Genomic DNA, 21,361 nt, shown 5'->3' on the forward strand with positions numbered 1-21,361 from the left:
CACACAAGTCCGTGGTTGCAACAACGCAAAACGCCCCGGCGGATGCTGTCCGCCAGGACGTTTTTTTACTTCGGGGCGCCGCGATGGCCGATCACGGCATGGCCTCCTCAGTAGCGCTTGCAGACGGTCTCGACGCGACGGTTGCCGTTGGCCTGCTGACGCTGACCCTGGATGTAGCGCCCGGTGGCACCACCCGCGACCGCGCCGCCGACCGTGGCCAGCTTCTTGCCGTCGCCCTTGCCAATCTGGTTGCCGAGCAGGCCGCCGATCGCTGCGCCGGCCAAGGTGCCGCCGATGCGGTCGGGGTCGGTGTTGTTCTTCTGCACCGCAACCTTCTTGCAGTGCACGCGAGTACCGTCGTTGAAGCGGCGTCCGGCGTCTTCCGGACCGTAATGGCGCTGCGCCTGCGCCAGCGGCGCGGCAACCGTGGCGATGGCGAGGACACCGAGACACAAGGCGGATTTGAAAGTGTTCATGCTGGTCGCTCCTGGGTGGCGGAGCCGATGCCTGTTGCAGGCATCGCACTCCCGACGGGGCCACCTTTGCACCGCGATTGGGAATGAATCGTGAAGCGAAATCCCGCTATTCAGCTTCCACAGCGAAGGATGAACGCAGGCGTCAGCGCGGTGTGGTGCCGTCGCCGACCGCAGCGGCGGCAGGCGGGGGTGCGACTTCCGCCACCGGCGTCGGCACTGCTGCCGGCGCAGGCATCGGTACCGCGGCGGCAGGCTCGGGCTTGGACGCTGCAGCCGGCGGCGGCGGCGGCGGCTCAGGCGGCGCGGCCGGCTTGGCCTTGGGCAGGTACTGCGCCATGAGTTCGAAGAAGCGCTTGTAGAAATCGCCGTCCTGCACTGTGCTGCTGGCCACGCGCACCAGCGAGTCGTCGCTGCTGCCGACCGGCAGCGACACCGAGCCGAGCACGCCGACGCCGACGCTGGCCGAGGTCGCGCTCTTCTTCAGCGCATAACGGTCCTGCAGCGCGCTGACGAACACCCAGGACTCGTCCTGGCCATGCGCCACGCACGACACGCGCAGTTCCAGCTGCTCGTGCGAATCCTGGTTGGGCTGGAAGTTCTTGGTGCCCTCGACCGCATCGGCGGTGGCCTTGGCCACCACGTAGCCCTGGCTCAGCAGCGCGCGCCGCGCCGATTCGCAGGCCTGGCCCGGCTGTACCGGATAGCTGCGCGAATAGGTGTTGTCGGAATTGAAGGTTTCCTTCACCAGATTGTCCTGCTTGCGGGCGAAGCAGCCGCTCAGGCCGATCGCGACCAGCATGAGCGCGGGAAAGGCGAGGACGTTGGAAGAAGCGGACATGGCCATGGACCGGAAGGAAGGAACCGGCCAAGGATAGCCGCAAGCGTGTCGAGACGGCCTTGATGCAGCCGCATGCGCTCATCCCGCGGTTAGCGAATCCGGCGCCGGCTGCAGGCGACAGATCCACACGCAGCAACACGCCGCCGCAGTCGCGGCGCTCGGCGCGCAGGTCGCGGGAGGCGTCGCGCAGGGCCAGGGTCGGCGGCTCGCCCTAACGATTCTGGATTGGATACGGGTGCCGCGCTCGGACCAAGCACCTCGGCAAAACAGAAAATCCATTGAATATAGAGCACTCCGGCCGCGCCATCAGGCGCGCCCAGAAAGGATTGGATTATTCGCGCATCAGCTGACGAAGGGACTGTCGACCAGGATCTTAGAGGCCCCGAGCTTCAGCCGTAAGTGAGCTTTGCGGCCTACCACCATTTGGCAACCCAGTCGAAATGATCAGAGCTAGCTGTCTAGCTAGAAGTTTGCGGCGCAGCACGCGAACCGGTGGACGATCTTCAAGTGGTGTCCTGATTAGCCCTGACCCTCAGCCAATAGTCGCAGGATCTGCGCCATGCTGGGTAGAGGCTGGCGCCACCTGAAAGCCGACGAGGTGGCGTGATGAGCATCAATGCCGTGCAGTTCCAGCCTGGATTGTCGATGTCCCAGTTCATCGCATGGTACGGCACCGAGGCCAAGTGTTATCGCACTTTGTACAAGTGGCGTTGGCCGCAGGGTTTCCGTTGTCCGTCCTGTGCCGGACGGACTCGGTCGCGTTTCAAGCGCGGCGCGGCGATCTACTACCAGTGCTGCGCCTGCCACCATCAAACCACCTTGATGGCCGGCACGATGTTCGAAGGAACCAAGCTGCCGCTGCGCACCTGGATGCTGGCCTTGCACCTGTTGACGGCAACCAAGACCAATCTGGCGGCGCTGGAGTTGATGCGCCATCTGGGCGTCAACTACAAGACCGCCTGGCGGATGAAGCACAAGATCATGCAGGCCATGGCCGGGCGCGAAGCCACGCGCACACTCAGCGGGTTCGTGCAGATCGACGATGCTTACCTGGGCGGGGAGCGCAACGGCGGCAAAGCCGGACGCGGATCGGAGAACAAACAGCCGTTCCTGATTGCCGTGCAGACCGATGCCACCTTCGCTGCGCCGAGTTTTGCGGTGATCGAGCCGGTGCGCAGTTTCGACAACGCCTCGCTGCAGGATTGGACCGCGCGTCGCCTGGCGCCGGAGTGCGAGGTCTACACCGATGGACTGGCCTGCTTCCGTCGGCTGGAAGACGCCGGGCACGCGCATACGACACTGGACACCGGCGGAGGGCGGGCGGCGACTGAAGCGCCTGGCGCGCGCTGGGTCAACGTCGTGCTGGGCAACCTCAAACGCGCAATCAGCGGCGTGTATCACGCCATCGCGCAGAGCAAATACGCAAGGCGCTACCTGGCCGAAGCCGCCTATCGTTTTAACCGCCGATTCCGCTTGCGCGAGATGCTGCCGCGACTCGCAACTTCCATGATGCGTTGCAAGCCTTGCCCAGAGCCGGTTCTGCGTGCAGCAAGCAATTTTCATGGCTGAGGGTCAGGGCTAATCAGGTGTCGTTTTGGTGTTGCTGCAGTGGGTGGCGAGGTAGCGCCACGGTGATAGCCCACCATACATGGTGCCAATTTGGCACCACTGCCGGGCTGATAGGGTTCGACAGCCCGGCATCCTTCATGCCGACACCTACAGACGCGCCGCGTTCGCGCGCTCGCGCACCTGCGCCAGGCTCCAGTCGTGCAGCAGATGGCCGTTTTCCCACACCGTGACCATCGCGTCGTCGTAGCCGGCGGGCCGTGCCAGTGCGTCCAGCGATGCGGCTGTGGCCGGCACCGGCTCGGTGCGGTAGCCGCCGTACTCGCGGTGGCGCAGCAGGCTCATGCGGCCGCGCTTGCTGAGCTTGCCCTTGTCGGTGATCGGGTCCTTGTAGACATCGATCCAGGCGCCGTCCACGCGCGCGGCCGAGCACTTCAGCGCGAACTTCTGCGTATCGCGATCCAGCCGCTGCAGCAGCGCCCCGCCCATGCCGAAGGCGACGTTGTCGGTGGCGTAGCCGGCGCTGGTGACGCGCTCCAGGATCGCGCGGATACTGGTCGGGTTGACCCCGTCGCCCTGGATCACGCGCACGTGGTTGAGCACCTTGTAGCCCTTGCCGTTGACGCTGTGGCCGAAGGCCTCGTCGAGCAGTTCCAGGCACTGGTGCACCACCGCGACCGGGTCGCCGGAATCGGGGCGGATCACCACGGTGGCGCCGGAGGCGATGACCTCTTCGCGCAGCGTGGTCCCCCAGTGTTCGCGGATCGCGTGGAAGATGTCGTAGCTGTCGGACACCACCGCGACGATGCCGCCGGGTTTGCCGAACTGCTTGAGCATGTTGCGGTACGCGTCCACTTCGCGCTCGCGGCCCCAACTGGTGATGGTGCTGTGCTCGGCGGCGGGGATCGAATAGCCGGCCATCGGCTCGTGGTAGTGCGCGCGCGCCAGTAGCAGTCCGGACACGGTATCGGTGCCGAGAAAGTTGACCAGGTGCGCGGCGCCGCCGATCGCCGCCGACTCCAGGCTGGACACGCCGCGCGCGCCGAAGTCGTGCAGCTTGAACGGCAACTGCCCTTCCGGGTCGTCGCTGGTGCGTTCGAGGAACTGGCGCAGGGTCTGCTTGGCGTGCCAGCTGACCGTGGCCACGGTGACCGGATACCAGATGCGCAGCAGCAGCGTTTCCAGGTACGACGGCACCCAGTAGGCCTGCGCGTCGGTGGACTCGATGGTCATCAGCGCGTTGTGGGTCGGCACCACGCTGCCCTCGGGCACGGCGCGGATGCGGATCGGCAACTGCCCGCCGAGGCGATCGACGATGTCGCGCCAGCCGGCATCGTTGAACGGCTCGCCGTGCGCGGCGAACAGGTCGCGCGCCTCGTCGACGTCGGCATGGGTGACGGCGCGGCCCAGCGCCTCCTTGAGGATCGATTGCAGGCCGAAGAACACGGTGCGGTCGTAGACGCCGCCGCGCGATTCCACGTAGAAGAACGTGGCATCGGTGCCGGCCGGATATTGCAGCCAGTGGCTGGCCTTGTAGCTGTCGGTGTTGAGCAGCAGGTTGTTCAGGCATTGCATGACGGGAAGCTCCTTCGCGTCGGGGGAAGGCCAGCGGTCTGTCCGCCGGCCGGGAACGCCGCGGTCAACCGCGGCCCAGGAAGAATTCGAGCAGGTGCAGGTGGTCTTCGAACAGTTTCGGACCCATGCCGAGCACTTCGCTGACCGGAATCCAGCGCGCCTTGTCGGCATCGTCGCCGCCGCGCACCTCGGGCAGTTCGCCGAAGGTGAATTCGAAGTGGAACGCGTGGGTGATGGTGCGCCCGCGCAGGCTGCGCTCGGGATGGTCGAACACGTGGCGGTTCTTCAGCGAGCCCTTCAGCACCGGCACCGGGATCTTCAGCCGGGTTTCCTCGCGCAGTTCCCGCAGGCAGGCATCGAAGATGCTCTCGTGCTGGCCGACGAAGCCGCCCGGCAGCGCCCATAGCCCCTTGCCCGGCGCGGCGCGACGCCGCACCAGCAGCACGTGGCCCGAATGCACCACCACCGCATCGGCGGTGACGAAGGTCGGCGGATACGGCGCCTCCTTCCAGGCCGCGCGGTACTGCTCGATGAACTGGTATTCGGCCAGCAGTTCCGCGTACGACGGCGAGTTCTTGCGGAACGCCTCAAGCATGTCGAACACCGGCGCCGGCACGTTGCCGCGCAGCATCAGCAGCGCGCCGTGGAAGTCGATGCTGCCGGCCTCGAACAGGTAGCGGCGCAGCTCGGTCGCCGACAGCGTCTCGGTGTGCTGCACGTCGACCAGCGGCCACTGCGGGAACTCGCGCAGGTAATAGCTGCTGGCGTCCTTGTCCATGCCGACCAGGCCGATGCGCGCCTCGGCGCCGCCGCCATCGGCGCGCACCGCCTCGGCCACCGCCGACTGCACCGCGGCGATCCATTGGCTCTCGTTGTACAGGTGGTCGCGCAGCGGGCGCAGGATCAGGCGCTCGCCGGCGCCTTCGAGCGCGGCCTGGATCATGACGCTGCGTTCGGCCACCGTCCACGGATTGCGGATGGTACGCGGGGTCTCGGCCGAGCCGATCAGGAAAATGAGTTTGTGCGCACGCGCCAGGGCGTGGCGGGCAACGGCGGCGTGGCCGTTATGGAAGGGCTCGAAGCGCCCGATGAATACCAGGTAGTCGTATTCCATGAGCATCCCTCACGGTGATTGGAGTCGCCGCGGGTCTGTCCCTTGGCGTGCGGCAAATGCTACGCCGATGGGCGAAAGCGTCAAGTGCCGCGCGCGGCGGTCCGGTAACGCGCGCGACGTGCGCCGCGCCGATGCACGGCGGGCGGTTTCCACCGCGCGCGGCGTGCGCCAATGCACGCGTACCGGCGTTGCGTGCCCGATGCAGTCGGCGACTGACTGGCGGTCACATCGGCATGCCAGCATTGGCGCGATCCCTCGCCACCAGAGCTGTCGCCATGTCCACATTACTGTTCTCCCCGCGTTCGCTTGGGTTGCTGCTGTTGCTCGCACTGGGCGCCGTGCTCGCCTCGGCGCAGGCGCGCGCCCCGGCGCACGACGCGCCGGCCACGCTCAAGGTGATGAGCTTCAACGTGCGCGTGCCGGTCGATAGCGACGGCGACAAGCGCTGGGAGATCCGCCGCAGCGCGATGGCGGCGCTGATCCGCGCGCAGCATCCGGATGTGTTTGGCACCCAGGAGCTGGTCAAGCGGCAGGCCGATTACCTGGCCGCGCAACTGCACGACTACCGCTGGTTCGGGCGCAGCCGCGACGGCAGCGAGGACGGCGAGCGCATGGGCGTGTTCTACGACAGCCGCCGGCTGAAGCTGCTGAATTCGGGCGATTTCTGGCTGTCGGACACGCCAGCGATGGTGGGCAGCATCAGCTGGGGCCACCCACTGCCGCGGATGGTGAACTGGGGCTTGTTCGAACGCATCGCCGACGGGCGCCGCTTCTATCTGTTCGACACCCATCTGCCGTATCGCGACGAGGACGAAGCCGCGCGCGCCAAAGGCGCCGCGCTGATCCTCTCGCGCCTGCAGGCCTTGCCGGCCGACGTACCGGTGGTGGTCACCGGCGACTTCAACACCGCGCCGGATTCGCCGACCTACCGCACCCTGGTCCCGGCGCTGGCCGACGCGCGCAAGCAGGCGCCGCATGCGCAGGGACCGGAAGCGACCTTCCACGATTTCACCGGCCATCCCGACCGACGCATCGACTGGATCCTGTCGCGCGGACTGCGCGCCACCCATTTCGCCACGCTCGATGCGCGCCCGCAGGGACATTGGCCGTCGGACCACTTCCCGGTGGAAGCCGAGTTCGCCTGGCCGCAGTGAGGTGCATCGCTTGCGCGCGGGGGGGGATCATCCCGCGCCGGCAGCCGCTGCACCGTCGGCATGCGCGCACAGCCAGTCCAGCACCTGACGCACTGCCGGCGCCGGTGCGGGTGCGGGTGCGGGCCGCCACACGATCGACAATTGCCGCGCCGTCCACGGCTCCTGCAACGGCACCGCAACCAGTTGTTCGCGCACGCTGACCCGGGCCAGCGCGGCCTGCGGCAGGATCGCCACGCCGGCGCCGCGCGCCAGCATCCGGCACAGCGGCTCGATGCCGTGCACATGGGCGCGGATGCGCAGCTGGCCGCTGGCGCGCGCGGCCTGCGTGCGCAGGTGCTGTTGCAGCGCGCTGTCGTCGGCCAGACCGAGGAATTGCGCCTGCCAGAGCTGCGCCAGACGCAGCTGCGGCGCGCGCGCCAGCGGATGCGTGGCCGCCGCCACCAGCACCAGCCGGTCCTGCCGGAACGCATGCGCTTGCAGACCGGCCAGGTCGGCATGGTCGGCGATCACCGCCAAGTCGGCGCGCTCCTCGCGCAGCGCATCGGCCGCCGCGGTGCTGCCCTGCTCGCGCAAGGCCAGGTCGATACGCGGATGCGCGACCAGGCACTCGGCCAGCAGTTCGGGCAGCCATTCGTACAGCGCCGCGGTATTGGCCAGCAGCCGCACCGTGGCCTGATTGCTGGCGGCGTGCTCGCCCAGTTCGGCGCGCATCGCCTCGGCCTGGCGCAGCAACTGCCGCGCGTGCCGCAACAGCGCGGCGCCGGCCGCGGTCAGGCTCACGCCGCGGCGGCCGCGCGCGAACAGCGCCGCCCCGACCTGCAGCTCCAACCCGCGGATGCGCGCGCTGGGCGCAGCAGCCAGCGACAGCGCGGCCCGTTCCGCGCCGGCGGTGATGCTGCCGGCCTCGGCCACCGCCACGAACAGCCGCAAGCCGATGAAATCCAGGTGCATCGCCGTTCCAGCCTTCGACGTTGCCGGAGTCTGCCTGAAGCGATTACGCATTGTCCGGCGCCGCGGCATGGCCGATGCTGCACGCATGCAATCGCTCATCCCGCATCTGCTGCCGATCGCCGCGGTGTTCTGCCTGGCCGGCCTGGTCAAGGGCATCGCCGGCACCGGCCTGCCGACGGTGGCGATGGGCCTGCTGGGACTGTGGCTGGCGCCGCCCGAGGCGGCTGCGCTGCTGGTCCTGCCGTCGCTGCTGACCAATTTGCAGCAAGGCGCGGTGGCGTTGCTGCGACGGCTGTGGCCGCTGCTGGCGACGCTGGTGATCGGCACCTGGCTCAGCGCCGGCATCCTGGTCGGCGCCGATCCGGCGCTGGCGCGCGGCGGACTCGGCGGCTTGCTGGCGCTGTATGCGCTGCTCGGGCTGAGCCGTTGGCAAGGCCGGTTGCCGCAGCGGCACGAACCGTGGGCGGGTCCGGCCGCCGGATTGGCGACCGGCCTGCTGACCGGCGCCACTGGCGTATTCGTGGTGCCGGCCCTGCCCTATCTGGTCGCGCTCGGCCTGCCGCGGGAGACGTTGATGCGTGCGCTGGGCTACTGCTTTTTCACCGCCACATTGACGCTGGCCATTGCCCTGGCCTGGCATGGCGCGTTTACGCGTGGCGCGGTCGGCCCTTCGTTGCTGGCGCTGCTGCCGACCGCGCTGGGCATGTGGCTTGGCACGCGCCTGCGCCAGCGCATTCCCGCCGAGGCGTTCCGCCGGGTGTTCTTCCTGACCTTGCTGGCGCTGGGTGTGCATCAGCTGTGGCAGGCGCTGGGCTAGCGCAGCGTTCGATCCAGCTGATGTGCACGTGTAGGAGCGGCTTCAGCCGCGACCGAGTCTTACCGGCAACGCCCGGTCGCGGCTGAAGCCGCTCCTGCAAAGAGCCTGCTGGCCGCCTATCAGGGCTGATGACCGAGGCGAACCTGAGGCTGCAGCGCGATCGCCGGTAGCGTGCGTGGCTGGCCACTCCGCCACAGCGTTCGGCAGCGCAGAACGCAAGCGATGGCGCGCGCGGCCACGCAGACGCCCAACGAAAAACGCGCCACCGCTGGGCGATGGCGCGTTCGGTTTTCGCGCGGCGGTAGCGCGTAGGCTCAGTCGGCCCAGCGCCCCGGGCCGGTGGACTGCGGCAGCACCTGCACCGACAGCGGGTGGTCCTTTTCCAGCAGGTTCAGCGCGTCGGCCAGGATCGAGGCCGACTCGCGCAGCAGCGGATCCGGGCGCTTGTCGACCAGCTTCTCGCGCGCGGCGTCCTTGATGATGTCGCGCTCGTTGCCGGTCAGGCCGTCGTCGCTGCTGTCGTCGGCGAGCGGGTCCAGCGGCAGGCCGAGCTGCTTGCGCATTTCCTGGCGCTGCTTGCGCTGCACGTCCTGCTTCTCGCGCTCGGCGCGGCGCTCGGCCTCGTTGAGCACCACGTACTTCTTCGCCGCTTCGGTGCGGAACTGCTGCACGTCCTCTTCCCACCACTGGAATTCCTTGTCGCTGGCGATGCGACTGGCGTGCAGCGTCTCCAGCTTCGGCAGCAGCGGCGCGAAGTTGCCGTACTGGGTGTGCGGCACCGCGGCGATGCGGGTCCACGGCAAGGCGTTGGGATAGGTGCTCTCGCCGAACTCGGTGGCATCGACGCTGGCCGGGAACGCGATGTCCGGCACCACGCCCTTGTGCTGGGTGCTGCTGCCGCTGACCCGGAAGAACTGGGCGATGGTCAGCTTGACCTGGCCGAAGCGGTCGGTCTGGTTGGCCGGCCAGCGGTCCAGGTCGACGATGTTCTGCACCGTGCCCTTGCCGAAGCTGGTCTCGCCGATGATCAGGCCACGGCCGTAGTCCTGGATGGCGCCGGCGAAGATCTCCGACGCCGAGGCCGAACCGCGGTTGATCAGCACGGCCAGCGGGCCATCCCAGGCCACGCCCGGGTTCTGGTCGCTGTTGACGGTGACGCGGCCGCCGGATTCGCGCACCTGCACCACCGGACCCTGCTCGATGAACAGGCCGGTGAGTTCGATCGCCTCGTCCAGCGAGCCGCCGCCGTTGTTGCGCAGGTCCAGCACCACGCCGTCGAGTTTGTCGGTCTTGAAACCGGCCAGCAGCTTGGCCACGTCGCGGGTCGCCGAGGCGTAGTCGCTGGCGTTGCGGCGGCGGCCCTCGAAGTCCTGGTAGAACGCCGGCAGCTTGATCACGCCGACGCGCCGCGCCGGTTCGCCGTCCTTCGCCGGCAGGGTGATGGTCTCGCCCTTGGCGGCCTGTTCTGCCAGGCGCACCTTCTGCCGGGTCAGCAGCAACTGGCGGTGCTTGCCGTCCACGCCGGCCTCGGCCGGGATGTACTCCAGGCGCACCTGAGTGTCCTTGTCGCCGCGGATCTTGGCCACCACGTCGTCGATGCGCCAGCCGATCACGTCCTCGACCTGGCCGGCCTTGCCCTGGCCGACGCCGACGATGCGGTCGCCCGGCTTCAGCGTGCCGTCCACCGCGGCCGGACCGCCGGGGATGACCTCGCGGATCACCACCATGTCGTCCTGCTTCTGCAGCTGCGCGCCGATGCCTTCCAGCGACAGCGACATCTGCTGGTTGAAGTTCTCGGCGGTGCGCGGGGTGAAGTAGTCGGTGTGCGGATCGACGGTGTTGGTGTAGGCGTTCATGAAGAACTGGAACACGTCCTCGCTCTTCAGTTCCTTCACCGAATCGGCGAGGTTGGCGTAGCGCTTGTCCAGGGTCTTGCGGATGTCCTCGGACTTCTTGCCGGCCAGCTTGAGCCGCAGCCAGTCGTTCATCACCGACTTGCGCCACAGTTCGTCCAGCTCCCGGTCATCCTTGGGCCACGGCACGTCCTTGCGGTTGTAATCGAACTTCTCGCTGCCGTTGAAATCGAAGTCCTGCTTGAGCAGCTTGCGCGCGTAGCCGATGCGCTCGTCCACGCGCTGCCGGTACACGGCGAACACCTGGAACGCCGGCTCTAGCTGGCCGGAGGCGATATTGCTGCCGAGGTTGGCCTGGAACGCGGTGAACTTGTTCACATCGGCCTGGGTGAAGAACTGCTTGCTGCCGTCCAGCGTCTCCAGGTACTTCTTGAAGACTTCCTTCGAGGTCGCTTCGTCCAGCGCGCGCGGCCGGTAGGCATAGCGGCTGTCGGAGAGCAGCCCGTACACCAGCTTGGCGGTGGTGGACTGGTCGGCGGTCGAGGCCGCCGGCAGCGCGGGCGCGTCGGTGCGGGCGAACAACGCAAGTGGCGTGGTCAGCGCGAACGCCAGCAGGAAGACGGAAGCTTTGAATTTCATCTACGTACTCTCGGCACGAGGCCGTCAGGGGGGCTGCAGATCGCGTGAGACAACACGACAGTGCCGCAAGTTGCAGGCCGTGTCACCTGTTCCTGAACCAGACTAGCCGGGGCTCGGTAGCGAAATGTGAATGGCGCCGGTGCAGGCGCTGCGGGCGGGCGGCGCGGCCGCCACGGCGGGCGTCCTGAACGATCGCCAGGACGCGACGGGCTGCGCCCGAAGCGGTGCCGCAAGGCGAACTCAAGCCGCCACGCCGGCGCCGGCAGCCTGCCGATCGGCGTGATAGGACGAGCGCACCATCGGCCCGGAGGCGACGTGGCTGAAGCCCAGCGCGTTGCCGTACTCCTCCAGCGCCGTGTACTCCTCCGGCGTCCAGTAGCGCATCACCGGGTGGTGGTGCGCGGTCGGCTGCAGGTACTGGCCGATGGTGACCATGTCCACGGCGTGCGCGCGCAGGTCGCGCAGCGTGGCCTGCACCTGCGCCATGGTCTCGCCCAGGCCGAGCATGATCCCGGACTTGGTGGCGATGGCCGGGTGCTGCGCCTTGAACTTCTGCAACAGGGTCAGCGACCACTGGTAGTCGGCACCGGGACGCACATTCGGGTACAGGTCCGGCACGGTCTCGATGTTGTGGTTAAACACGTCCGGCGGATTGGTCGCCAGGATCTCCAGCGCGCGGTCCATGCGACCCTTGCCGCGGAAGTCCGGGGTCAGGATCTCGATGCGGGTGGCCGGCGCGGCGGCGCGGATCGCGCCGATGCAGTCGGCGAAATGCTGGGCGCCGCCGTCGCGCAGGTCGTCGCGATCGACGCTGGTCACCACCACGTAGCGCAGGCCCATGTCGGCCACGGTCTGCGCCAGGCTGGCCGGCTCGCCGGCGTCCGGCGGCTTGGGCCGGCCGTGGGCGACGTCGCAGAACGAGCAGCGGCGAGTGCAGACCTCGCCCAGGATCATGAAGGTGGCGGTGCCGTGGCTGAAGCACTCATGGATGTTCGGGCAGCTGGCTTCCTCGCAGACCGTGACCAGGCGGTTCTCGCGCAGCTTTGCCTTGAGGGTCTGCACCGCGTTGCCGGACGGGATCCGCACCCGGATCCACGACGGTTTGCGCAGCACCGGGGCGTCGGCGAACTGCACCGGTGAGCGGTTGATCTTGTCCCCGCCCAGTTGCTTGACGCCGGCCTGCAGCGGCGCGGACGCGCTGTCGCCGGAAAGGACCTGCAAGGGAATGGAGCGTGCGCTGGGCTGGGTCATGGCGTCGTCGGCGGGCAGGCGGTCAGGCCGCGTGCGTGAGCGTGAGGTCGGGCAAGGCATCGAGCGGCTGCAGGGTCAGCCCGAACTGGCACGCCAGTTGGGCCAGCAGCACCGGTTTGACGGCCTGCATGCCGGAGGGACCGCCCAAGTCTAGCACCGAGGTCACCTGCAAGCCCTGGTAGCCACAGGGGTTGATCCGGTGGAACGGCTCCAGATCCATCGCCACGTTGAACGACAGGCCGTGGAAGGTGCAGCCGCGGCGCACGCGGATGCCGAGCGCGGCGACCTTGGCCGCGCCGACGTAGACCCCGGGCGCGCCGTCGCGGCGCTGGCCGAGGATGTTCCATTCGTCCAGCGTGTCGATGATGGCCTGCTCGATCCGGCACACGTAGTCGCGCACCCCGATCTTCAGCCGGCGCAGGTCCAGCAGCGGATACACCACCAACTGGCCGGGGCCGTGGTAGGTGACCTGGCCGCCGCGGTCCACGTGCAGCACCGGGATCTCGCCGGGCGCCAGCACGTGCTCGGGCTTGCCGGCCTGGCCGAGGGTGAACACCGGTTCGTGCTCGACCACCCACAGTTCGTCGGCATCGGCTTCCGCACGCGTATCGGTGAAGCGCTGCATCGCCCGCCACACCGGCGCGTAGGGCTGGCGGCCGAGATCGCGGACCCGGCACGGCGGCAGCGCCGGCGCCGGTTCCGGCGGCAGCACGGCGGCGCCGGCTACAGCGTCCACTTCACTTCCGGGTGCTCGCGCAGCGCCAGGTGCGCGGCGTCGTACTGGGCGCGGTCGGCGGCGCGGAAGGCGATTCGCACCGACACGTACTTGCCGTTGGACGAATGCTTCCAGCTGATGCGCTCTTCCAGCACGTCCACCCCGGCCTGGGCGAGCAGGCGCGGCAGTTCGGTCTCCAGCCCGGTGTTGGCGGTGCCCATCGCGCTGAGCTCGAAGACGCCGGGGAACTGGAAGCCGTGTTCGGGGTTGTCCGAGGTGATGTCCATGGCTGCATTATCGGGCCGGCGCCGGGCAAACCCAAGGCCGCTACGCGCCGGCAGGCGGTGCACCGGCGTTGGCGGCAGCCGCGTCGTGTCGGCGCGCGCGCTGCCGGCAAGCGATGCCAATAGGACGAAGCGATACGGCGACATGGCTTTCGCGCCGCGCCACCACGGCCTAGGCTCGCTGTTGCACTTTCATGAACGCAGGCTTCACGGAACACGCGCATCCGGCCCGCTAGCGTCGCTCCACACGTGCCTTTCCGCCCCCAGGGACGCCGCCCATGCCGCCATCGCGCCTGCCTCTCGCCTTCGCCCTGCTGCTCGCCATCGCCGCGCTGCCCGCCGCCGCCGCCGACCGTTGCGCCTGCAGCGCGCTGCAGGACACGCCGCCGACGGTGAACTTCCGCGTCGACAACGATCTGTTCGGCGGCGCCGACCAGGACCAGGGCTATAGCAACGGCTTCGGCATGAGTCTGGTCTCGCCGAACCTGGTCGACTACACCGACGATCCCTGCCTGCCGCGGCTGGCGCGCACGCTCAACCGCTACCTGGAACGCCTGCATCCGGGCGAGTTCGAGCAGCAGAACATGGTCTTCAGCTTCGGCCAGGCCATCTTCACCCCGACCGACAAGACCCGCCGCGACCTGATCGAGGACGACCGTCCCTATGTCGGCATCCTGGCGGTGATCCTCGGTTACAACGCGCGCAACCAGGACCGCCTGCGCACCACCCAACTGACCCTGGGCATGGTCGGCCCGTCGGCGCAGGGCAAGCAGGTGCAGGAAGCGGTGCACGACGCGCGCGGCGACGAGAAGTTCCTCGGCTGGGACAACCAGCTGCACGACGAACCGGTGTTCCGCCTGGTCCACGAACGCATGCGCCGCTGGCCCGGCGACGCGACGGTCAACGCCGATGGCTGGGGCTGGGACGCGATCAGCCACTGGGGCGGCGCGCTCGGCACCCTGCAGACCAACGCCAACGCCGGCGGCGAAGTGCGCTTCGGCTGGAAACTGCCGGACGACTTCGGCAGCTCGCCGCTGCGCCCGGCCGGCGAGAACACCGCCCCGCCCCGCTACGGCCTGGGCCGCGGCTGGTCGGCGCACCTGTTCCTGACCAGCGATGCGCGCTGGGTGCTGCGCGACATCACCCTGGACGGCAACACCTTCCGCGACAGCCACAGCGTAAAGAAACGCCCCTTCGTCGGCCAAGCCGGCTTCGGCTTGGCGGTGATGCGCGGCAACTGGAAGTTCGCCTTGACGCGCTACTGGAGTACCCGCGAATTCGACCTGCAGCAGCAGACGCCGGTGTTCGGCAGCTTCACGATCAGTCGGCGGCTCTGAAGAGCCGGGATTGGGAATTGGGTGATGCCTCTTGCGCTCTGCGCAGGCATCACCTCATCACAGGCCCACCTCTGCCACCAGGACCCTCCAGCTGGCGCTGCTGTGCCTGCAGCGCCAGCTGCTGCGCGCGCTGTTGATTGAACGCCTGCGCCTGCTGCACCGTGTCGTGCATCGGCGCGGACGGCTGCGACACCTCCGTGGCGGCACGAAATCCCGCAGTGGCTCCCGCCACCCATAACGTCTCTTCAGCCATCAACACGCGGTCGATCTTGCCGGCGTCGTCGATGCCGGCCTGCTTGGCATCGAGCATCGCCTGCGCCACGTGGCCGCCATCCACGCGCCCATTCCATCCGGCTTGGCGTTAAAAGCATGGCGGGCGCGGACTACATCATCATGGGGGCGGACTGCATCTGCCCTTGCTGTGCGTTCTGCGCATGCATCTCGGACATCCTCTGCGCCTGTTGCTGGTCGCACTGCTGGATCTGCTGAATGGAGTGTTCAGGCGCAGGTGACGGGGCATCTAAATCGATTCTGGCCGTGCTGGACAGAAAACCCGGTCCCATGAAATAACCTGATTAGCCCTGACCCTCAGCCAATAGTCGCAGGATCTGCGCCATGCTGGGTAGAGGCTGGCGGCACCTGAAAGCCGACGAGGTGGCGTGATGAGCATCAATGCCGTGCAGTTCCAGCCTGGATTGTCGATGTCCCAGTTCATCGCATGGTACGGCACCGAGGCCAAGTGTTATCGCACTTTGTACAAGTGGCGTTGGCCGCAGGGTTTCCGTTGTCCGTCCTGTGCCGGACGGACTCGGTCGCGTTTCAAGCGCGGCGCGGCGATCTACTACCAGTGCTGCGCCTGCCGCCATCAAACCACCTTGATGGCCCGCACGATGTTCGAAGGAACCAAGCTGCCGCTGCGCACCTGGATGCTGGCCTTGCACCTGTTGACGGCAACCAAGACCAATCTGGCGGCGCTGGAGTTGATGCGCCATCTGGGCGTCAACTACAAGACCGCCTGGCGGATGAAGCACAAGATCATGCAGGCCATGGCCGAGCGCGAGGCCACGCGCACACTCAGCGGGTTCGTGCAGATCGACGATGCTTACCTGGGCGGGGAGCGCAACGGCGGCAAAGCCGGACGCGGATCGGAGAACAAACAGCCGTTCCTGATTGCCGTGCAGACCGATGCGACCTTCGCTGCGCCGAGTTTTGCGGTGATCGAGCCGGTGCGCAGTTTCGACAACGCCTCGCTGCAGGATTGGACCGCGCGTCGCCTGGCGACGGAGTGCGAGGTCTACACCGATGGACTGGCCTGCTTCCGTCGGCTGGAAGACGCCGGGCACGCGCATACGACACTGGACACCGGCGGAGGGCGGGCGGCGACTGAAGCGCCTGGCGCGCGCTGGGTCAACGTCGTGCTGGGCAACCTCAAACGCGCAATCAGCGGCGTGTATCACGCCATCGCGCAGAGCAAATACGCAAGGCGCTACCTGGCCGAAGCCGCCTATCGTTTTAACCGCCGATTCCGCTTGCGCGAGATGCTGCCGCGACTCGCAACTTCCATGATGCGTTGCAAGCCTTGCCCAGAGCCGGTTCTGCGTGCAGCAAGCAATTTTCATGGCTGAGGGTCAGGGCTAATCAGGTTCGCTTTTGAAATGACGCCCAACGCTACCATCCTTAAAACGTTCCACTTTCTGATCCGGCTTCCGCACATTCGGATTGGCCCCATTCTCCAGCATCGCCCGCAACCCATCCGGGTTATGCGTCATGATTGGCCACATCAGCAGCGGATCGCCGTCTGTGGAGAAGATCACGTCCGGGTTGACGTGCTCCTCCTTCATCAACCGCCGGATTTCCTTGATATCCCCATGCTCGGCCGCCAGCGCCTGCGCCTTGGGGTCGGGGAAGAACGAGGGCAGGTTGTACGTGGACTGCTGATACGCCGGCGGTACCGACAGCACATCGCAGCCAGCGCAGGCCAGCAGCAGGCCAGCAGCAGGAACGACAGCGAGAAAGCGCGGAGCAACTTAAGCACGTTCCATCCTCATGAACGGGAAAGGCGCAGGTACGGGATCACCGTACATCGCCGTAGCCTAGAAGTTGTCAGCGGGCTGCGCCAGCCCGTTGGCAGCAGCCATGCCGCACACGACCCGGCCGCAGGCATCATGTCCAACGCGGCACGGCATGGCAGACGCGTCGCCCGAATCAGCCTGATGCAGCACCGACCCTCGACCTCACCTCGAGCGCCGGCATAGGCCGCGGGTGGCGTTGATGAAACGCGGATCGGCGCTCGGGGATTGGAAAGCCGCACCCTCAGCCCCTGACGCGAATCCCCGATCGCGCGTCTCGAATCCCAAAAAAAAGCCGGCGTACGCCGGCTTTTTTCAACTCACTCGGCTTCCCACCACATCCAGAAGCTGTCCCACAGGCGCTTGAAGAAGCCGGCCTCCTCGACCGCCTTCAGCGCCACCAGCGGCGCTTGCGCGATCACCTTGCCGTCCAGCGAGACCTTCACCGTGCCGATCGCCTGGCCCTGCTTGATCGGCGCTTCCAGGGTCTTGGGCACGTCGATCGACGGCTTCAGTTCGTTGTAGCGGCCGCGCGGCACGCCGACCAGCAGCGGCTGCGCCACGCCCAGCAGCACTTCCTTCTCGGTGCCCTTCCACACGCGCTGCTGCGCGACCTGCTTGCCCGACTCGTACAGGCGGTGGGTCTCGTAGAAACGGAAGCCCCAGTTCAGCAGCGCCAGGCTGTCCTCGGCGCGCTGCTTCTCGGAGCTGTCACCCATCACCACTGCGATCAGGCGCTGGTCGCCACGCTGCGCCGAGCTGAGCAGGCAGTAGCCGGCCTCGGAGGTGTGGCCGGTCTTGATGCCGTCCACGCTGGGGTCGCGCCACAGCAGCAGGTTGCGGTTCTGCTGGGTGATGTCGCCGACCTTGAATTCCTTGATCTTGTTATAGGCGTAGGTTTCCGGATAATCGCGCACCATCGCCCGGCCCAGCAGCGCCAGGTCGTAGGCGGTGGTGTAGTGGCCTTCGGCAGACAAGCCGTGGGCGTTGACGAAGTGCGAGCCGGTCATGCCGAGCTTGGCCGCGTAGTTGTTCATCAGCGACGCGAAGGCTTCCTCGCTGCCGGCGGCGTGTTCGGCCAGCGCGATCGCCGCGTCGTTGCCGGACTGGATCGCCATGCCCTTTTCCATGTCTTCCAGGCGCGCGGCCTGGTTGACCGGGAAGCCGCTGTAGCTGCCGTCGGTGCCGGCGCCGCCCTCGCGCCAGGCGCGCTCGCTGAGCATGACCTGGTCGTCGCGCTTGATCTTGCCCAGCTTCAGTTCGGCGGCGATCACGTAGGAGGTCATCACCTTGGTGATGCTGGCCGGGGCCACCCGCACATGCTCGTTCTCGCCGGCCAGCACCTGGCCGGTGGCGTAGTCCATCAGCACCCAGGACTTGGACACGGCCGGCTTGGGCGCCGGCGGGATCGCCACGGTGGCAGGCGCGGTAGCGGCAGTGGCAGGCGATGCCGGCACCGGGCCGGGGGTCTGCGCGGAAACCAGGCCCACGGCGAAGGTGGCCACGGCGGCGACGGCGAAGCGGAATTTCATCTAAAACGACTCCTGGCAGGCCCGAGGGCCGATGGTAAACAAGGCATTGTAGGGCTAGCCGGCGCCGAGCCAGCTACGGCGGCGGCGCAGGCGGGAGGCGGCGTTAAGCCGTTGGCGCTGGAACGGCACGCGCGCCTGGCGACGGCTGGCGCGGGCGGCGGCGCCAGCGACAGGCCTGCGGTTTCGCCGGGCGCCTCAGTCCTTGACGATCTGCGGACGGCCGAAGCCGAGGCCGGCGATGCGGCTGGCCAGCTCGGTGGCGCGGCCATGGTCTTCGGCGGCGACCCGCAGCCGCCATAGCGTGCGCCCGCCGGACACGATGTCGCTGACGCTGGCGCCGACGATGCCGGCCGAGGCCAGCTGCGACAGCGCGCGGTTGGCGTTTTCGCGGTTGGCGAAGCTGGCCACCTGCAACAGGATGCCGAGCGGACCACGCGCGGCGGCGTTATCGGCGGCGGCGCGGGTCGCCGACACGACCGGCGCGGCTGGGGCTGGGGCTGGAGCGGGGGCCGCGGCCGCGACGGTCGTGGCGGTGGCTGCCGGCGTGGCGGTGGCGGTGGCGGTGGCGGTGGCGGCGCGTCGCGCCGGCGCCGGCGCAGCGGCCACGGTCGCAGGGACCTTGGTCGGCTTGCCGGTGGCCACGCGCACGCCGCGCGATTTCATCCAGTCGTCGAAATGGTCGGCGTTGGCCGCGGTGTCGGCATCGGCCAGCACCCGGTAGCGCCAGCGCTCGCCTTCCGGCAGGGCGGCGGCGGCGGCGGTCGCGCTGGCGGCACTGGGTGCGGCGGTGCTGGACGTGGCGACGCTCCGTGCCGGCACGCTGGCCGCGGCAACCACAGTGCTGGACGGCTTGCTCGGCAAGGCCTTGACCAGGTTGTCCATGTCGGTGGCGCGGCGTGCCGCGGCAGCCTGCGCAGCACTGCCCGCTCCCGCCGCACTGGCCAGCGTGGTGCCGGTCGCGACCTGCTTGCCGGTGCGCCGCGATGCGAGCAGGTTGCCATTGTCGGCCGGGGTCAGCCCGCGCACCTCGACCCGGCCGGTGCCCTTGCCGGTGATGCCGAGCTTGACCGCCGCCGCATAGCTCAGGTCGATGACCCGGTCGTCGTGGAACGGGCCGCGGTCGTTGATCCGCACCACCACCGATTCACCGTTGTCCAGGTTGGTGACCAGGGCGAAGCTGGGCAGCGGCAGGGTCTTGTGCGCGGCGGTGAACGCGTACATGTCGTAGACCTCGCGATTGGAGGTCAGGCGGCCATGGAACTTGCTGCCGTAGTACGAGGCGGTGCCACGTTCGACGTAGCTGTGCGGGTCGTCGATGATGGTGTATTCGCGGCCCAGCACCATGTACGGCGAGCGGTTGCCGACCGCCGAGCGCGGCTCGTCGGTGACCATAGGCTCGGGGATGCAAGCCACGTTGGGCACGTAGTCCGGGGTTCTGTCACTGACGCCGGGCGCGTACAGGCCACCGGCGGTGTAGTTGCCGCGGGTGGACGGATCTTCCTTGGCCGGCGCGTACGGCGAGGTGGACGGGCAGCCGGTGGCGACATGCGCCGGGCCGCGGCCTCCCACCCTGACCCCGGACACCGCGGCAGCGCTGCCGGCGGTCTTCTTCGGGTCGCTGCTGCAGGCGGCCAGCGCCAGCAGCGCGACGACGGGGACGATCCGGAGCAGCGCGTTCGGGTTCATGCCGGGGGTAACTCCTTGCCGGCGATGGCCTGGGACAATTGGTACACGGCCATCGCGTACATCTTGGAACCGTTGTAACGGGTGATCGCGTAGTAGTTCTGGAAGCCCAGCCAGTACTGCTTGCCGGCGCTGCCGTCGAGCGTGATCGGGGTGGCGGTGGCACCGGCCGGCACCGGTGCGGCCGGTTGGTAGCCGCGCGCGGCCAGGTCGGCCAGCGTGTAGCTCGGGGTCAAGTCGGTCGGATTGAGTTCCTCGGCGCCCGGACGCAGCGTGGCCGGCACCACCACCACGCCGTCGCGGACCCAGCCGCCCTTCTTGACGAAGTAGTTGGCGATCGAAGAGAACAGGTCGTTGTAATCGGTGAACAGGTTGCGCTTGCCGTCGCCATCGCCATCCACCGCAAACTGGCGATAGCTGGATGGCATGAACTGGCCCATGCCCATCGCGCCAGCATAACTGCCGATCAGCGTGGTGATGTCCAGGTTCTCTTCGCGGCCGAGCGCGAACAGCTGGCCGAGTTCGCCGCGGAAGTACAGTTCGCGGCGCACCTCGCGTTCGAGCATGGCCGGATCGCCGCTGCGCGGATAGCGGAACGCCAGCGTGTACAGCGCGTCGAGCGCGCGGTACTTGCCGACGTTCTTGCCGTAGCTTGTCTCCACGCCGATGATCGCGACGATGATCTCGGCCGGCACGCCGGTGCGCGCCTGCACCCGCATCAGTTCCTCGCGGTGCGTGGCCAGGAACGCGCGGCCGCCGTCGATCCGCGCCTGGCTGATGAACATCGGCCGGTATTCGTTCCACGGCTTGACCTGCTCGGCCGGGCGCGACATCGCCGCCACGATCGCGTCATTGAACTGCGCCTTTGCCAGCGTCGCCTCGATCTGCAGCGGATCCAGGCCGTACTTGGACGCGGTATCACGCACGAAGTTGGCGCGGGCGACCTCGAACGGCACAGGGGTCAGATCGAGCGGCGGCGCGGCCACCGCTTCGGGTGCCGCCCCCGCTGGCGGTGACGCGCGCGGCGTGGTTTGCGGCAACGCATTGGCCTGCGGCGGCGATGGCGGAGTCCTGGGCTGGGTCGCGCATGCGACCAAGCCAAGCGTGATAAGGCAAATCAGCGAGCGTCTAATCATGCCGGCAGGTTAACAGAGTCCAGATGAATTTCCACCAATAACGCCATGAAACAAAAGAACTTTGCTCCAAGTCAAGCGGACTGGCGTATTCATCCGGCCGGGGCCGCGGTAGCCGCCAGGCGATGCGGACGGCGCCGGCAGCGCCCAGCGCGGTGCGCGCAAATCCCGGCGGCGAACGCCAAACTGCCCAGGCCAAACCGCGCGGCGCCGGCGATGCGCAGCGAAGCAGCGCATCGCAAGCGCAACCAGCAACGCCCGATCACAGGCCGGCGTGTGCAGGGCGAGATCGGCCAGGATGGCCGGCTGCAGGCACGCATCCCGGGTCGGCAGTGACGATCGGCGCCCGGTGCGTAGACCGATTCCGGCACTCC

Annotated in this window: 19 protein-coding genes and 1 pseudogene; 6 read left to right on the forward strand and 14 right to left on the reverse strand. The window is 68.0% G+C overall.

Going from position 1 to position 21,361, the window contains the following annotated elements; genetic code table 11:
• Positions 1 to 107: 107 nt before the first annotated feature.
• Both ISN38_RS06970 and ISN38_RS06975 read right to left on the reverse strand, forming a co-directional pair.
• Positions 108 to 476: a glycine zipper 2TM domain-containing protein gene (locus ISN38_RS06970; protein ID WP_003469458.1), complete on the reverse strand. Its 369-nt coding sequence runs from the start codon at positions 474 to 476 to the stop codon at positions 108 to 110.
• 142 nt (positions 477 to 618) lie between these two features.
• Complete coding sequence (locus ISN38_RS06975; RefSeq protein ID WP_047325538.1) at positions 619 to 1,314, reverse strand: DUF2242 domain-containing protein; 696 nt, start codon at positions 1,312 to 1,314, stop codon at positions 619 to 621.
• 606 nt (positions 1,315 to 1,920) lie between these two features.
• On the opposite strand from ISN38_RS06975, the gene ISN38_RS06980 reads away from it, so the two are divergent.
• Positions 1,921 to 2,883 (forward strand): IS1595 family transposase, encoded by a 963-nt coding sequence (locus ISN38_RS06980; protein WP_206712116.1) that lies wholly within the window; start codon positions 1,921 to 1,923, stop codon positions 2,881 to 2,883.
• 147 nt (positions 2,884 to 3,030) lie between these two features.
• On the opposite strand, the gene ISN38_RS06985 is transcribed toward ISN38_RS06980, so the two are convergent.
• Positions 3,031 to 4,455: a nicotinate phosphoribosyltransferase gene (locus tag ISN38_RS06985; RefSeq protein ID WP_003473576.1), complete on the reverse strand. Its 1,425-nt coding sequence runs from the start codon at positions 4,453 to 4,455 to the stop codon at positions 3,031 to 3,033.
• Positions 4,456 to 4,519: 64 nt separating this feature from the next.
• Entirely contained in the window at positions 4,520 to 5,575 is a 1,056-nt protein-coding gene (locus tag ISN38_RS06990) for a bifunctional nicotinamide-nucleotide adenylyltransferase/Nudix hydroxylase (protein ID WP_003473577.1), read from the reverse strand.
• Between the two features lie 269 nt (positions 5,576 to 5,844).
• Between ISN38_RS06990 and ISN38_RS06995 the strand changes: the two genes are divergently transcribed.
• On the forward strand, positions 5,845 to 6,723 hold the full coding sequence (locus ISN38_RS06995) for an endonuclease/exonuclease/phosphatase family protein (RefSeq protein WP_058361872.1): 879 nt from the start codon (positions 5,845 to 5,847) through the stop codon (positions 6,721 to 6,723).
• Between the two features lie 27 nt (positions 6,724 to 6,750).
• On the opposite strand, the gene ISN38_RS07000 is transcribed toward ISN38_RS06995, so the two are convergent.
• Positions 6,751 to 7,674 carry a LysR substrate-binding domain-containing protein gene (locus tag ISN38_RS07000; RefSeq protein ID WP_206712117.1) on the reverse strand — a complete coding sequence of 308 codons (924 nt, stop codon included), beginning with the start codon at positions 7,672 to 7,674 and terminating at the stop codon, positions 6,751 to 6,753.
• Between the two features lie 85 nt (positions 7,675 to 7,759).
• Between ISN38_RS07000 and ISN38_RS07005 the strand changes: the two genes are divergently transcribed.
• Entirely contained in the window at positions 7,760 to 8,491 is a 732-nt protein-coding gene (locus tag ISN38_RS07005; protein ID WP_206712118.1) for a sulfite exporter TauE/SafE family protein, read from the forward strand.
• Between the two features lie 314 nt (positions 8,492 to 8,805).
• Here ISN38_RS07005 and ISN38_RS07010 read toward each other — a convergent pair whose 3' ends face one another.
• The 4 genes from ISN38_RS07010 to ISN38_RS07025 form a co-directional block, all read right to left on the reverse strand.
• Entirely contained in the window at positions 8,806 to 10,983 is a 2,178-nt protein-coding gene (locus ISN38_RS07010; protein WP_003472349.1) for a carboxy terminal-processing peptidase, read from the reverse strand.
• A 240-nt stretch (positions 10,984 to 11,223) separates the two neighbouring features.
• Positions 11,224 to 12,234: a lipoyl synthase gene (lipA, locus tag ISN38_RS07015; protein ID WP_003472348.1), complete on the reverse strand. Its 1,011-nt coding sequence runs from the start codon at positions 12,232 to 12,234 to the stop codon at positions 11,224 to 11,226.
• Positions 12,235 to 12,256: 22 nt separating this feature from the next.
• Complete coding sequence (gene lipB / locus ISN38_RS07020; RefSeq protein ID WP_003472347.1) at positions 12,257 to 12,859, reverse strand: lipoyl(octanoyl) transferase LipB; 603 nt, start codon at positions 12,857 to 12,859, stop codon at positions 12,257 to 12,259.
• Positions 12,860 to 12,957: 98 nt separating this feature from the next.
• A complete protein-coding gene (locus tag ISN38_RS07025) occupies positions 12,958 to 13,236 on the reverse strand; it encodes a DUF493 family protein (RefSeq protein ID WP_053838422.1) in 279 nt (92 codons plus the stop codon).
• A 275-nt stretch (positions 13,237 to 13,511) separates the two neighbouring features.
• Here ISN38_RS07025 and ISN38_RS07030 point away from each other — a divergent pair, with 275 nt between their 5' ends.
• Positions 13,512 to 14,570 (forward strand): lipid A deacylase LpxR family protein, encoded by a 1,059-nt coding sequence (locus ISN38_RS07030; RefSeq protein ID WP_058363473.1) that lies wholly within the window; start codon positions 13,512 to 13,514, stop codon positions 14,568 to 14,570.
• Positions 14,571 to 14,619: 49 nt separating this feature from the next.
• On the opposite strand, the gene ISN38_RS07035 is transcribed toward ISN38_RS07030, so the two are convergent.
• Positions 14,620 to 14,880, reverse strand: a complete 261-nt coding sequence (locus ISN38_RS07035; protein ID WP_206712119.1) for a hypothetical protein — start codon at positions 14,878 to 14,880, stop codon at positions 14,620 to 14,622.
• A gap of 352 nt (positions 14,881 to 15,232) precedes the next feature.
• Here ISN38_RS07035 and ISN38_RS07040 point away from each other — a divergent pair, with 352 nt between their 5' ends.
• Positions 15,233 to 16,195 carry an IS1595 family transposase gene (locus ISN38_RS07040; protein WP_206712120.1) on the forward strand — a complete coding sequence of 321 codons (963 nt, stop codon included), beginning with the start codon at positions 15,233 to 15,235 and terminating at the stop codon, positions 16,193 to 16,195.
• A gap of 51 nt (positions 16,196 to 16,246) precedes the next feature.
• Here the strand turns inward: ISN38_RS07040 and ISN38_RS07045 are convergent.
• The 4 genes and pseudogenes from ISN38_RS07045 to mltB all read right to left on the reverse strand — a co-directional run.
• Positions 16,247 to 16,605, reverse strand: a pseudogene (locus tag ISN38_RS07045) (ankyrin repeat domain-containing protein); the annotation flags it as partial.
• Between the two features lie 354 nt (positions 16,606 to 16,959).
• Positions 16,960 to 18,171: a D-alanyl-D-alanine carboxypeptidase family protein gene (locus ISN38_RS07050; RefSeq protein ID WP_003465820.1), complete on the reverse strand. Its 1,212-nt coding sequence runs from the start codon at positions 18,169 to 18,171 to the stop codon at positions 16,960 to 16,962.
• A 195-nt stretch (positions 18,172 to 18,366) separates the two neighbouring features.
• On the reverse strand, positions 18,367 to 19,857 hold the full coding sequence (locus tag ISN38_RS07055; RefSeq protein ID WP_058195657.1) for a septal ring lytic transglycosylase RlpA family protein: 1,491 nt from the start codon (positions 19,855 to 19,857) through the stop codon (positions 18,367 to 18,369).
• Positions 19,854 to 20,990, reverse strand: coding sequence for a lytic murein transglycosylase B (gene mltB / locus ISN38_RS07060; protein ID WP_038236564.1), 1,137 nt, complete (start codon positions 20,988 to 20,990; stop codon positions 19,854 to 19,856). The genes ISN38_RS07055 and mltB overlap by 4 nt, the downstream gene beginning before the upstream one ends.
• A 45-nt stretch (positions 20,991 to 21,035) precedes the next feature.
• On the opposite strand from mltB, the gene ISN38_RS07065 reads away from it, so the two are divergent.
• Positions 21,036 to 21,323: a hypothetical protein gene (locus tag ISN38_RS07065; RefSeq protein ID WP_146169957.1), complete on the forward strand. Its 288-nt coding sequence runs from the start codon at positions 21,036 to 21,038 to the stop codon at positions 21,321 to 21,323.
• The last annotated feature ends 38 nt before the right edge of the window (positions 21,324 to 21,361 follow it).

Source organism: Xanthomonas translucens pv. undulosa (genome assembly GCF_017301775.1).
GTDB classification, from domain to species: Bacteria; Pseudomonadota; Gammaproteobacteria; order Xanthomonadales; family Xanthomonadaceae; genus Xanthomonas_A; species Xanthomonas_A translucens.